Source organism: Catenuloplanes japonicus (genome assembly GCF_000717135.1).
Taxonomy (GTDB): domain Bacteria; phylum Actinomycetota; class Actinomycetes; order Mycobacteriales; family Micromonosporaceae; genus Catenuloplanes; species Catenuloplanes japonicus.
Genome location: NZ_JNXY01000009.1, coordinates 530,285 through 543,678, shown reverse-complemented (window position 1 = coordinate 543,678; position 13,394 = coordinate 530,285). Strand labels below are relative to the sequence as shown.

Annotated in this window: 11 protein-coding genes; 9 read left to right on the top strand and 2 right to left on the bottom strand. The window is 72.8% G+C overall.

Annotated features, from left to right (window positions below; all coding sequences use genetic code 11):
• Positions 1 to 803 precede the first annotated feature (803 nt).
• From OP04_RS17225 to OP04_RS17185, 9 genes are all read left to right on the top strand, one after another.
• Positions 804 to 2,195 (top strand): choice-of-anchor M domain-containing protein, encoded by a 1,392-nt coding sequence (locus OP04_RS17225; RefSeq protein ID WP_033340613.1) that lies wholly within the window; start codon positions 804 to 806, stop codon positions 2,193 to 2,195.
• A gap of 392 nt (positions 2,196 to 2,587) precedes the next feature.
• On the top strand, positions 2,588 to 3,655 hold the full coding sequence (locus tag OP04_RS17220; RefSeq protein WP_051798113.1) for a WxL protein peptidoglycan domain-containing protein: 1,068 nt from the start codon (positions 2,588 to 2,590) through the stop codon (positions 3,653 to 3,655).
• Complete coding sequence (locus tag OP04_RS17215; protein WP_033340612.1) at positions 3,652 to 5,247, top strand: TIGR03773 family transporter-associated surface protein; 1,596 nt, start codon at positions 3,652 to 3,654, stop codon at positions 5,245 to 5,247. The genes OP04_RS17220 and OP04_RS17215 overlap by 4 nt, the downstream gene beginning before the upstream one ends.
• Before the next feature lie 65 nt (positions 5,248 to 5,312).
• The gene (locus OP04_RS17210; protein WP_033340611.1) at positions 5,313 to 5,963 is read left to right on the top strand and encodes a choice-of-anchor M domain-containing protein; all 651 of its coding nucleotides are present in this window, start codon (positions 5,313 to 5,315) and stop codon (positions 5,961 to 5,963) included.
• Positions 5,960 to 6,556, top strand: a complete 597-nt coding sequence (locus OP04_RS17205; protein ID WP_051798111.1) for a choice-of-anchor M domain-containing protein — start codon at positions 5,960 to 5,962, stop codon at positions 6,554 to 6,556. The genes OP04_RS17210 and OP04_RS17205 overlap by 4 nt, the downstream gene beginning before the upstream one ends.
• Before the next feature lie 141 nt (positions 6,557 to 6,697).
• Complete coding sequence (locus tag OP04_RS17200; RefSeq protein ID WP_033340610.1) at positions 6,698 to 8,224, top strand: anchored repeat ABC transporter, substrate-binding protein; 1,527 nt, start codon at positions 6,698 to 6,700, stop codon at positions 8,222 to 8,224.
• A 14-nt stretch (positions 8,225 to 8,238) separates the two neighbouring features.
• Positions 8,239 to 9,099 (top strand): choice-of-anchor M domain-containing protein, encoded by an 861-nt coding sequence (locus tag OP04_RS17195; RefSeq protein ID WP_232323617.1) that lies wholly within the window; start codon positions 8,239 to 8,241, stop codon positions 9,097 to 9,099.
• A complete protein-coding gene (locus tag OP04_RS17190; protein WP_033340608.1) occupies positions 9,096 to 9,806 on the top strand; it encodes an anchored repeat-type ABC transporter ATP-binding subunit in 711 nt (236 codons plus the stop codon). The genes OP04_RS17195 and OP04_RS17190 overlap by 4 nt, the downstream gene beginning before the upstream one ends.
• Positions 9,807 to 10,661 (top strand): anchored repeat-type ABC transporter permease subunit, encoded by an 855-nt coding sequence (locus OP04_RS17185; protein WP_033340607.1) that lies wholly within the window; start codon positions 9,807 to 9,809, stop codon positions 10,659 to 10,661. It begins immediately after the preceding gene.
• 132 nt (positions 10,662 to 10,793) lie between these two features.
• On the opposite strand, the gene OP04_RS17180 is transcribed toward OP04_RS17185, so the two are convergent.
• Both OP04_RS17180 and OP04_RS17175 read right to left on the bottom strand, forming a co-directional pair.
• Positions 10,794 to 11,474, bottom strand: a complete 681-nt coding sequence (locus OP04_RS17180) for a magnesium transporter MgtE N-terminal domain-containing protein (RefSeq protein ID WP_232323624.1) — start codon at positions 11,472 to 11,474, stop codon at positions 10,794 to 10,796.
• 247 nt (positions 11,475 to 11,721) lie between these two features.
• Positions 11,722 to 13,305, bottom strand: a complete 1,584-nt coding sequence (locus OP04_RS17175; protein WP_033340605.1) for a ricin-type beta-trefoil lectin domain protein — start codon at positions 13,303 to 13,305, stop codon at positions 11,722 to 11,724.
• Positions 13,306 to 13,394: the final 89 nt, after the last annotated feature.

The following is a 13,394-nucleotide window of genomic DNA, read 5'->3' as shown; positions in this document are numbered from 1 at the left end:
GCGGCGGTGCCGATTTCCGGTCAGCTTCCGGCGTCAGAGCGAGGATGAGGCGGGCCTCCAGGCCGCTATTTCACGAAATTTCGGGCACGGAGTGCCCGTACGATCACGGCGGCTCCACACCCCTACGCCGAAAGGTCAGTAAAGATCAAAAGGCCCACCCGAAGGCTGACGAAAGGGCTGCTCAAGATCCTTGCATACGCTACCGCTGTTATTCGGCCGGAATAGCAGCGGTAGCGTATGCAAGGATCTTGAATCCCGGATTCTGGAAGGATGCTCTCGGCCTGCGGGAGAGATCTGGTCGGCCGCGAGGGCGCTGTTGCTGGAATTCGGGCGCGAGCGCCGAACAGTCAGGCTTGGACCGAGCCGCCGATTATGAGAATCGCCCCGTTCAGCCGCGAACAGCGCCGCATGTTCGGCCCTCCGCCAGCCGAGGACGAGCCCTGCCATCGGGGGAACCGTCACCCGCGGGATGTCCGCCGCCTGCAAGCACCCGCCGCTACCAGGCCGACCGCTACCCACAGGCCACTTGCGACTCGCCGCCAGCGGGCCCCAAGTCGCGGGTCGCCGCCAGCGGGTCGCCGCCAGCAGGCCCTAACTCGCGGGCGCCACCAGCAGGCCTCCGCCAGCGAGCCGCCATTCATGGGCCGCAAGCCGCCCGCCGCACACGGGCGACTCGCGGCTCGCTGTCCGCAGGACGCAGGACGCAGGACGCCCGCTCCGGAGTCTGATCGACAGCCGGCGGCGCGTCGTGCTACCTTCCGGTCGCTCTTAATGGGAACGATTTTCATACGCGGGAGGTGGATATGAGGCGACGCGCGATAGTGGTTGTGGGGGTGCTGCTGGGCTGTGGGCTGGCGGGGCCGGCGCGCGCGGCTGAGTCGGTGGTGTTGTCGCAGGGGCATACGGATGCGATCGACGTACGCTACGTCGACGGGGTGCTGGGGCTGCGGGTCAATGACGACACGGTCAGCCCCGCGGTCTCCCGCGCCGTGGACGACGTCACGTTCCAGGTGCTGCCCGGCGCGCAAACCGAGGTGCCGGACCTGGACGCGTTCGCGTTCCTGGGTGCGCCCGGCACCCCGATCTGGATGCTGCCGCAGGTCCAGGACCCGAACCTGCTCTGGCCCGGCTGGAACACCACCACGCTCGCGTCCGGCACGTTCCGCAACGACTCGATCCGGCTCAGCCTGGTCGGGGTGGACGGGCCGGGCGCGGTCACGCTGTTCGACACCAGCTCGCTCGGTGCGCCGAACATCCGCTTCCGCAGTGCGGACGGTCTGCCGGACCGGCTCGACGTGCCGGTGCACACGCACGCGCACGCCAGCTGGGTGTTCGGCGCGACCGGTCGCTACACGCTGACCTGGCAGGCCGACGCCGTGCTCACGGACGGCACGGCGGTCTCCACCGGGCCGGTCGACTACCGGTTCGTGGTCGGGGACGCGGTGTCGCTCGCGATCTCCGGGCTCGCGGAGTCCTATGTGGCGGGTCAGGAGGTGACGTTGCAGGCGGTGCGGACGCCGCAGGGACCGTCCACCGGCTACCGCTGGTCGCGGCGTGCTCCGGGGGCGGACACCTTCACCGAGATCCCCGGCGAGACCGGTGCGGCGTACCGCTTCACCGCGACCGCCGCGCTCGACGACGCCGCCTATCGGGTCAGCCTCGCGGACGGCACGACCAGCGCACCGGTCACGCTCCGCATCAAGAGCGAAGATCCAGGCAGCGGGGGTACGCAGAAGAGCGTCACCGCCTCGATCGACGCCACGGCCGGCGCGCTCGTGATCAGCGTGCTGCCGGAGGACCGCGCGATCGTGCTCCCGCCGGCCGCGCTCTCCACCGGCGCGGACCGCTGGGAGACGGGCGGCGCGCTCCGCCCGGTCACGGTTACCGACACCCGTTCCGGCACGCCCGGCTGGAGCGTGTCCGGTCAGGTCTCCGGCGGATTCCGGTCCGCGGACGGCGCGGCGTTCGGCGGTGAGCACCTGGGCTGGACGCCGGCCGTCACGTCGCAGGGCGCGCGGCAGGGCGTGATCGCCGGGCCGGTCGCACCGGGGCTGGCCGCCGGCGCACTGCTCGCGTCCGCACCGTCCGGCCAGGGCCTCGGCACCGCGAAGCTCGACGCCCAACTGCGGCTGAGTGTGCCCACCGAGACCGCGGCCGGCACCTACACCGGCACGCTCACGCTCACGGCCATCTGACCCTCCCCTCAGGCGCCGGATCGCCGGGCCGGGCTGCGGCGCGGCTCCGGCGATCCGGCGCCTCGGCGGGACGGCGGCCGACCCACCCCAGGCGCCGCCGTCCCGCCGCCCTCTTCCGGATCGGGCGATTCCCCCATGCAGAAACACATTCCGTCACCGGCGGCACGAGCTCGCATCGGGCGATGCCCCGATGCACCAACGCCTCCCGGTGCCGCCGACCGCAGCACATCGGCGTCCGGCCACCGGCGGCACCAGCCCGGCTCGGGCGATGCCCTGATGCACGAACTCCTCTCACTGCTGGTGACGCCGCTGCCGGCCGTCCCGGCATCCCAGGCCGCAGCCGACCGGCGTCCGACCGCCGACGGCACGAGCCCGGATCGAGCGATGCCCTGATGCACAAACTCCTCTCACTGCTGGTGACGCCGCTGCTGGCCGTTCCGGTGCCGGCAGTCGCAACCCATCGGCACACCGCGGCGGGTACGGCCGATGCGGTGCTGAGCGGCGGATTCGTGTCGCCGGGTACGGGCGCGATCACCTGGTCCGTTGCGCCGGCCGGGCCGGCGGGGGCGGACGGGCGGGCCTCGCTCGACTACAAGCTTGATCCCGGTGCGACGGTCACGGACCGGGTGGTCGTCACGAATCACTCGGCGCAGGCGCTCACGCTGCGGATCTATGCCAGTGACGCGCTCACCACACCGGACGGCGGCTTCGACCTGCTGGCGGCGGACCGCACGCCGGTCGACGCCGGGGCTTGGATCACGCCGGAGCGGGACACGGTCGCGCTGCCCGCGTCGTCGCGCGTGGTCGTGCCGCTGGTGGTCGCGGTGCCGGGCAACGCGACGCCCGGCGATCACGTCGGTGGTGTGGTCGCGTCGGTGACGGCGCGGGCGACCGGGCCGGACGGGTCCGCGGTCGCGGTGGACCACCGGGTCGGCACGCGGGTGCACCTGCGGGTCACCGGCGAGCTGCGGCCGGAGCTGGCCGTGCGCGACCTGGGCATCGACAGCCACCAGAGCTGGGCGCCGTGGCGTCTGCCGGCGCTGACCAGCACGTTCACGGTCGCGAACACCGGGAACGTGCGGCTGATGGGTGCGCCCTCGATCCGTACCCGCGGAAAGGCCTTTGACGGTCCTGACCTGCCGCAGATTCTGCCGGGCGGGCAGCTGCGCGCCACCGTCGCCGCGGACGGGGTCTGGCCGCTGTTCCGGACCTCGGTGGAGATCGCGGTGACGCCGGTGGACCTGGACGGCCGGGCGCTCGCGCCGCGGGTCACGCGTACCACCGTGTGGCTGGTGCCCTGGCCTCAACTGGCCGTGCTGGGCGCGGTGCTGCTGCTCGTCGCGGCCGCGATCCTCGCCCGCCGGTGGCGCCGGAAGCGGATGGCGGTCGCGCTCGCCGCGGCCGAGCGACGCGGCCGTGAACTCGCCCTGACCTCGCACGACAAGGAGACGACGACATGAAGATCCTCAGTGCGGCGGTCGCGCTCGCGCTCGTGCTCACGCCGGGGGCAGCGCCGGCCGCGCCGGCCGACGGCGCCGATCTGATCACGGTGTCCGAGGACGGCGGCGGGTTGTCGCTGCGCTTCCGGGACGCCGCGGGTGCGGTGCACGATCCGGCCGCGATCACGCTCGGCCCCGGTGGCGGGCTGTCCGCGACCGTGCCCGACGACGCCGGCTACGCGTTTCTCGGGCCGCCGGGGCGCGCGGTGTGGTCACTGTCCGCCGGCGGGCCGCATTTTCCGAGCCTGGATGCCACGGGGGTACGGGACGGGAGCGCGATCTCGCTCCGGCTCGACTCGGTGGACGGTCCGGGTGGGTTCGCGGCCTACACGGTGTCGCGCTGGGGCGCGCCCACGGTGCTGCTGGACAGCGACGGACCGCGGAGCACCACGCTGCCGCGCGGCGAGCGGGTACGGAACGTGGCGTGGACGTTCGATGCCGGCGGGGTCTACCGGCTCGGGTTCACGGCCGGGCAGGGCGATCGGACCGCGTCGGCGGTCTACACGGTCGAGGTTCCGGTGATCGCACCACCGGCGAGCGGAGTTCCGGGCGGTGAGGGGCCGGCAGGCGGAACACCGCCGCACGGATCTCCCGCGGGCACTCCTCCGCCGGGCGAGGCACCTGCGGACGAGGCACCGGCGGGCGAGGCCCCGGTCGGCGGAGAGCCGCAGGGCACAGTTCCTCCGGGCACGGGCGCGGCAGACCGCGACCCGGCGGGCGAGGCTGAGCGGTCGATCAGTCTGCCGGCCGCGCCGGATGTGAAGGCGCAGGCCCGCGTGGCACCGTCCGCCACCGGTGCCGGCCGGGTGATCAGTGACGGGCATGTGGACCTGGGGCCGCAGTTGGAGGGCGGCGCCTGGCGGATCCGGTTGAAGGACGACGCCGCGAGCCCGCCTGCCTGGCTGGAGCTGTCCGATGTGGTGCTCAAGGTGACGGACAGGGCGAGGATCCCGGTACCGGCCGGCGACGGCTACGCGTTCCTCGGTGCCGCCGGCTCCCAGGTCCACCTGCTCCCGCAGACGCAGCAGTCCGGCATCGTCTGGCCCGGCTGGAACACGCAGCATGCCTCCGTCACCGCCGGCATCCGCGGCGACGTCACCTGGTCGCTGACGGGCGTCGACGGTCCCGGCGCGTTCGCGCTGTTCCTGACCAGCTCGTTCGGCACGCCGCAGGTGCTGTTCGACTCCAGGACGCTGCCGCAGAAGCTGTCGATCCCGCTCAACACGCACGCGCACGGCAACTGGGCGTTCACCGAGCCGGGCCTCTACCGCCTGACCGTGACGATGTCCGCGACCACCACGTCCGGCGCCCCGGTGACGGACACGCGCACGCTCACGTTCGCGGTCGGCGACGCCACCGATCCCGCACCGGGCTTCACACCGGGCGGCGGCCCTTCCGGTGGCTCCCCGGGTGGCTCCGGCCCGCTGCCGCTCACCGGCACGAACCTTCTGTCCGTTGTGGCCGCCGGCCTCGTGCTGATCGTGGCCGGTTTCGCCGCTGTCGTCATCGGTCGTCGCCGGACCGTGACCCAGCACACCCTTCCGCCCACTTAATGAAAACGATTATCGTTTGGCACGTGCTCGTCCACTGCGGACGACCATCACGAAGGAGACATTCAGTGCAGAGAACCCTCCGCCTGCTGGCCGGCACCGGCGCGGTCGCCGTGGCGCTGGTCGCGGCCGCGGGCCCGGCCCAGGCCCACCCGGGCCCGGTCGTGCTGAGCACCGGCCACGTCGACGCGATCGACGTGGAGTTCGAGGACGGCGCGCTCGAGCTCGCCATCCACGACGAGGAGTCCGACTCCGAGTTCGCCCCGTCCGACGCCGTGCTGCTGGTCAAGAGCCAGGCCAGGACCACGATCCCCGATGACCCGGCCTACGCCTTCCTCGGCACGGCCGGCGCGCCGGTCTGGCTGCTCCCCCAGGTGCAGAACCCGGACCTGCTCTTCGCCGGCCTCTCCGCCGAGGAGCTGGAGCCGGGCGTCTTCACCGGCGACCAGATCACGATCAACCTCACCGGGGTACGCGGCCCCGGCGACATCGCGATCTTCACGCAGGACGCGGTCGGCACTCCGACCGTGCTCGCGGACGACACGGACGGCCTGCCGGACGGCCTGCCGCTCGCGGCCGGCCAGCACGAGCACGTCAACTGGGCGTTCGGCAAGGCGGGCGTCTACCGGCTGACCGTCACCGCGTCCGCCACGCTGGCCGCGACCGGCGAGACCGTCACGTCCGACCCGGCCGTCTACACGTTCTCGGTCAAGCGATGAGGGCCCGCCTCGCCGCTGTCGCGCTGACCGCGGCCGTCGCCGGATCGCTGCTGGCCACGCCCGCACAGGCCGCGCCGATCACGCTGTCCGCCGGGCACGTGGACGTGCTCGACGTGGACTACGCCGGTGGCGTGGTCACGCTCGACCTGCGGGACGGCACCGGCAGCACGCCGGTCGACCGCAATCCGGCCGACGTGATCCTGGACGTTCCGGCCGCCGCCAGGACCACGGTGCCGAGCGGCACCGCCTGGTCGTTCCTCGGCACGGCCGGCAGCACCGTGTGGGTGCTGCCGCAGTCGCAGAACGCGAACCTGCTGTTCGCGGGCTGGGACACGACCGGGGCGACGGGCGCGCCCGCGCTCACGTTCCGGCTCACCGCGGTCAGCGGGCCGGGCCGGTTCAGCGTCTACACCACCGGGTCGTTCGGCACGCCGACGAAGCTGTTCGACTCCGGGGACGGGCTGCCGGACAGCCTGGCGGTGCCGGTGGGCACGCACGCGCACGCGAACTGGGCGTTCAGCGCGGCCGGCACGTACGCGGTGACGTTCGACGTGAACGGCGTCGCCGCGACGTACACCTTCCAGGTCTCCTGAGACCGGTCGCGCCCCGCGCGACGACACGGATCGCGGCCCACGCCGCAGAACAGATCGCGGCCCACGCCGCAGGACGAGGTCGCGGCCCGCTCCACCGGAATTGGAGCGGGCCGCGACGCCTACCAGCGTACGGAGTGACGGATGAGGGCATGGCTGGCGGCCGCGACCGTGCTGGCGCTGGGCGGGTGCGCGGCACCGCCCGCGTTCACCGGCGACGAGGACCGCGTGCAGGTGGTCACCACCACCGGCATCCTCGCGGACCTGGTCCGCAACGTCGGCGGCGACCGGGTGCTGGTCGACGCGCTGGTGCCGGACAACGCGGACCCGCACGGATACGAGCCGACGCTGCGCGACGTGCGCAACACGGTCTACGCGGACCTGGCGTTCAGCAACTACCTGCTGCTGGAGCCGGCCGCCGTGATCAAGGCGCTGGACGCGAACCTGCGGGCCGGCGTCCCGAACATCTCGCTCGCCGAGGGCGCCACGACGTACGCCGCGGAGATCATTCCGCTGGTCGAGGACGTCTCGCTGGACACGATCTGGCTGGGCCTGCGCGCGCACGGGACCGGCGCGAGATTCGGCGCCACCCGCTCGTCCGACGTGCGGCTCACGGCCACCGGCGTCGAGGGTCCCGGGGAGCTGACCGCCTACCTGACCGGCTCGTTCGGCAAGCCGGAGATGATATTTCACGGTAAAAGCGGCACCGCGGTCCTGCCCGCGGACGCGCACACGCACATGAGCTGGGCGTTCACCGAGCCGGGCATCTACCGGCTGACGCTGCGCGCGGACCTGGCCATCGCGCCCGACGCCGGCACCGTCCCGCTCGGCCCGCCGCGCACGTTCACGTTCGCGGTCGGCGTCGACCCGCACAGCGTGAACCCGCAGGCCGTGAACCCACAGGGCGTGAACCCGCAAGGTGCGGACGTGCTCGGCCAGGGCCACGCGGACCTCGCCGTCGACATCGACACCGGCGCGCTGTATCTCCACGCGGACCCGGACCTGCGCCTCGACCCGGCGACCACCGTGATCGAGGTCCCCGCGAAGGCGCTGCAGGAGATCCCCGGCGGCACCGCGTTCCGGTTCCTCGGCCGCGGCGGCGAGCGCGTCTACCAGCTGCCGCAGGCCGTGCTCGGCCGCCACGTGCACGGCGAGATCGACCCGCACCTGTGGCAGGACGCCGGGAACGCGCAGGCCTACACCGAGCTGATCCGGGACACGCTGATCGGCGTGGACCCGGCCGGCACCTCGGTCTACCGGGCGAACGCGGACCGCTACCTGTCCGAGCTGACCGCGCTCGACGCCTACCTCACCGAGACGATCGCGTCGATCCCGGTGTCCCGGCGCCACCTGGTCACCACGCACGACGCGTTCGGCTATCTCGCGCACGCGTACGGCATCCCGGTCGCCGGCTTCGTCACCCCGAACCCGGCCGCGGAGCCGAGCCTCGCGGACCGCCGGAAGCTCACCGAGACGCTGCGCACGCTGCGGATCCCCGCGGTCTTCCTGGAGCCGAACCTGCGCGCCCGCTCGTCCACGCTGGTCGAGGTCGCGCGCGAGCAGGGCGTCGCGGTCTGCGACATCTACGGCGACGCGTTCGACGACCGGATCACCACCTACCTCGCGATGATGCGGTTCAACGCGGACTCGCTCAAGCGCTGCCTATCCTGACGAAGGAATCCACTGTGTTGTCACTCGCGAGCCGCGTGCTGGTCGCCGCCGTGCTGGCCGTGCCGTCACCGGACGGCCTCTCCCAGAGCCTCGCCCCGGACCAGGGGCAGGCCACCGGGCCCGCCGTGCTGGAGGCCGGGCACGCCGACATCGGCCCGCGCTACCGCGACGGGGCCTGGACGATCCGGATCCACGACGACGAGCAGGTCCCGGCCGTGTGGCGCGACCCGGACGAGGCGGTGATCCGGGTCCGGGACGCGGCGTTGCAGCAGGTCCCGGACGATCCGGCCTACGCGTTCCTGGGCGAGACCGCGGGCGCGTCCGTGCACGTGCTGCCGCAGACGCAGCAGGAGGGCGTGGTCTGGCTCGGCTGGAACACACAGGACCCCGGCCTGCTGGAACACGCCGGGCGCGGCGTCACCATGCACCTGCGCGGCGTGCAGGGGCCGGGGCGGCTCACCGTGTTCCTGCAGTCCGGGACGCTGGGAGCGCCGCAGGTGCTGTGGAGCACGGACAACGCGTACCCGCAGGCGCTGTGGGTGGAGCGCAACACGCACACGCACGCGAACTGGGTGTTCGGGCGGCCGGGCGTCTACCTGGTCGCGCTGGACGTGACCGCGGAGCTGGCGGACGGCGGCACCGCCACGGCCCCGGCCACGCTGCGGTTCGCGGTCGGCGACGCGGCGAGCGCGGACCAGGCCCGCGCCGGGTCGCTCGACATCGCGCCGTCCGCGGCTCCGGCCGTACCCGCCGATGATCGTGATCTTCCGGTCTGGCCCCTCGGCGCGGCCGGGATCGTGCTGGTCGCGGCGCTGATCGGCGTGGGGGCACGCGGTGCCGTGGTGCGTCGCCGGGCCGAACGGGCGCGCTCGTGACCGTCCTCGCGCTGGAGAACGTGACGGTGCGGCTCGGCGGCCGCCTCGCGCTGGAGGACGTGACCATGAGCGTGGCGCGTGGCGAGTTCACCGCGCTGCTCGGCCCGAACGGTGCCGGCAAGACCACGCTGTTGCGTGCCGCTCTCGGTCTCACGCCGCTGAGCAGCGGAAAAGCCACGATCACCAGCGCGGGGTACGTCCCGCAGCGCCACGAGTTCGCCTGGGATTTCCCCGCGTCCGTCCAGGACGTGGTGCTCAGCGGCCTGGTCCGGCGGATCGGCCTGTTCCGTCGCCCGCGGGTGACGCACTGGACCGCCGTGTGGGACGCGCTGGACCGGGTCCGGCTCGCCGGCCTGCGGAACCGTCCGATCGGGGAGCTCTCCGGCGGGCAGCGGCAGCGGGTGCTGGTCGCCCGCGCGCTCGCGCTCGACCCGGCCGTGCTGCTGCTGGACGAGCCGTTCACCGGCCTGGACATGCCGTCGCAGGAGGTGCTGACCGCGCTGTTCGGCACGCTGGCCCGGGAGCGCGCCGTGCTGATGGCGACGCATGATCTCGCGGCCGCGGCGTACACCTGTGATCGCCTGGTTCTGATCAACCGCTCGGTGGTGGCGGCCGGCGCGCCGGAGGAGCTGCGCGACCGTGAGGTGTGGATGCGTACGTTCCAGGTCGGCGCGGACAGCCACCTGCTCAAGGCCCTGGGGATCTGAATGTCACCGCTGGACTTCCTGGCCGACCTGACCAATCCGGACCTGGCGTTCCTGCCGAAGGCGCTCGCGGTCGCGGTCATGTCCGCGATCATGTGCGGCGTGGTCGGCTGTTACGTGGTGCTGCGCGGCATGGCGTTCATCGGCGACGCGGTCGCGCACGCGGTGTTCCCCGGGCTGGCCGTCGCGTTCGTGCTCTCCGGCAGCCTGGTGCTGGGCGGCGTCACGGCCGGCGTGATCACGGCGCTGCTGGTCGCGGTCTTCTCGCAGAACCGGCGGATCAAGGAGGACTCCGTGATCGGGATCTTCTTCGTGGCCGCGTTCGCGCTCGGCATCGTGATCATCTCCCGCGCGCCCGGGTACGCCGGCTCGCTGCAGCAGTTCCTGTTCGGCTCGATCACCGGCATCCCGGACCGGGACCTGTTCGTGGTCGGCGGCACCGGCCTGGTCCTGGTGCTCGCGGTCGTGCTGCTGCACAAGGAGCTGGTCGCGGTCACGCTGGACCGGGAGATGGCCCGCGCGCTCGGCCTGCCCGTCTTCTGGCTGGACGTGATCCTCTACGTGCTGGTCACGCTGGCCGTGGTGATGGCGGTGCAGACCATCGGCAACATCCTGGTGCTCGCGCTGCTGGTCACGCCGGCCGCGGCCGCCCGGCTGCTCACCGACCGGCTGATCGTGATGATGCTGCTGGCCCCCGCGATCGGCGCGGGGTCCGCGCTGGTGGGCCTGTACCTGTCCTGGTCCTGGGACCTGCCGGTGGGTGGCACGGTCGTGCTGGTCCTGACCGCGGTCTTCCTGCTCGCCTACCTGCTGGCGCCCCGGCACGGCGTGCTGACCCGGCTGGTCCGGACCACCTGACCGGGTTCTCGCCGACCACGGCGGAGCCGGCTCCTCGCGACGAGCGGAGCGCCGGCGGAGCCCGACGCGGGGTGTGCCCGCGGGAGCAACGCTGATCCGGCCCGGCCCTGCTGTGCGGGCCGGCCGAGGAGATCAGCGGAACAGGCCGACCAGCGCCTTCTTCAGCGTGCCGTCGTGGCGCTCGCTGGACCAGAACGCGGTGTCCAGCGTGCGGCCCTCGCGGCGGGCCTGCGTGCAGTAGGCGCGCACCTCCTCCGCGACCGGCACGTCCGTGATGGCCAGCGCCGCGTTCGCCCGGTGGTGGTAGGCGGCCTCCTCCGCGTCGCGCACCGCGACCCGGCCGTCGTCGCCGTGCCGCGGCGCGACCGCGACCCGGCCGCCGAACAGCGGCACCAGCAGGATCCCGGACGGCCCTGAGTGCGGAATCAGCACCTCCGCGTTCGCCCTGGCCAGCGCCTCCGCCACGGCGCGCTCGTAGTGCGGCGCGACCGCGGCCTGCGCCTGCCGGGGATCCATCCGGGACAGCACCTCCGGCTGGACCCTGGCCGGGAGCGCGTCGTAGAGCGCGGTCGCGACCGGGCCGGGCAGGCGGTCGGCCAGCGTGACCAGCTGGTCGGCCGGCAGCGCGCGCAGCACGGTCACGGCGGCGTCGGTCGGCAGCTTCGCGGCGACGCCGATCAGCTGGGCCTCGGTCAGCAGTCCGACCACACGCTGTCGATAGTCGGGCTGCATCACCGGAAGCAACCGGGCCAGGTCGGCCGGGGTCAGCTCCTTGACGACCACCGGGAGGCGGTCGGGCGGCATGCCCTTCATCAGGGTCACGCCGTTAGCCGGCGGCGAACTCCTGATCATGACTATCAGCTGGGTAACGGGCATCATCCCGCCCATGAGCATAGTGGTCTCCCTATGGTCGACCGGCCTTGGAAGACCTGCTTACCGGGTGCTCAGGACTGGATAGCACGCCCAGGATGCGAGCGCCACTCACCGAATGGCGCTGATCACACGCTGTTCGAACAGAGTGGTGGCCCGGCAGATCTGCCGGGCCACCACTGTGCGTTACCTACTTGACGGTCCAGGACTGCTTGTCGTGGTGGACGCACCACCAGATGACGACCGGATTGCCGGCCTCGGTGCTGTTCCAGTCCATGCAGTAGTTGGCGTCCAGGTTGGTGTAGATGGTGTTGTCCGCGACGCGCCAGTTCTGCGCCTCGGTCGCGTTGCAGTTCGCCATCTGCACCCGGGTGTTGTCCGCGACCTTGGCCCACGCGACGTCCAGGCAGAGGTTGGACTTGTAGGACACGATCGTGCCGCCGAACCGCAGGTCCCAGCGCTGCGAGATGGCCGAGGCCGGGTCGCAGTCGGACAGCGTCAGGTAGGTGCCGTCCGTGCCCGCGCCCGCGTCGAGGCACTTCCCGGTGCCCTTGTGCACGATCAGCTGACCGGGCAGCGCCACCGGCGGCGGCGGGCTGGTCGTCTTCGGCGGCGTGGCCTTCGGGGACGCGCCCGCGGTCGGGCTGCCGGTCGGCGTCGGCGTGGCCTTGCCGGGCGTCGGCGTGGCGGACGTCGACGGCGCCGGACCGGCCGGCACGGTCAGCCGCGAGTCCAGCCGGTAGTACTCCGTGTAGTCGGTGACCTTCTGCAGGAACGCGCGGGTCACCGCGTCCGGCAGGCCACCGGCACGGCGGACCGTGTCCGGACCGGCGCGGAACGCGGCCAGCGCCAGCGCGTACGGGTCACCCTCCAGGCCGTCGAGCTCGTCGGTCAGGCGGCAGAGCACCTGGCCGACGGCCGGGACCGCGGAGGCCGGCTCCCAGGCGGACGCGCCGGCCGGTGCGTACTTCTCCCAGATGTCCGTGCGGAACTGCGCGACGCCGAGCCGCCCGTCCTCACCCAGCCGGCCGTCCTGGAACGCGGACGCGGCCATCAGCTCCGCGGCCACCGCGGCGGGCGTCACCTCCGGGCACACCTTGCCGGCGGCGTTCACCAGCGCGACGTAGTCGTCCGGCAGCGGCGTGGCCTCGGCCTTCGGTCCGGCCACCACGGACACGGCCTCGGTGATGCCGGCGCCGCCGAACTGCGGCAGGTCCGCGTAGTAGGCGGCGTAGCCGGCGGCCTCGCTGACGTAGAGCAGCGCCTCCTCCGGCACGTCGCCCGCCTCGGTCACCGCGGGCAGGCCCAGCCGGTACGCCGCGAGCGAGAGCCGCCACGAGTCACCGCCCAGCCCGGCCTCCCGGACCTGGCCGCTGAGGCTGCACATCTGGTGGGCGAGCGCGAGCGTGCTGGCCGTGATGTCGAACCGCGGCGCGTCCGCCCACGGCGCCCACTTCTTCCAGTCCTCGTCGTCCATGCCGGCGATGCCGGACCCGCCGGAGACCGTGCTGGTCGCGCCCGCCTCCAGACCGGACTCGGCCATCATCTGACCGGCCAGCCGGGCCGAGCTGACCGACGGGCAGGAGTGCGCGGCCTGCAGGATCGCGGACAGCTGGACGTCGGAGACCGGTTTACCGGTGATCTTCTCGTCGTCGGCGCGGGCGATGTCCCACCCCAGGACCGCTGCCGTCAGGACGGCGATGCCCAGGCCCGCGGCCAGGGCGGCCGTGCCCCGGCCACTGCCGCTCGGCAATCGGAGGCTGATGTTCGGCACAGTCCCACACCCTTCTACGCGCCGGAAGTCGCCCTGAGAACGAGATCCGGCACGCGAAGGTTCACGATGGGGTTCGGGTTTCGGTGGGG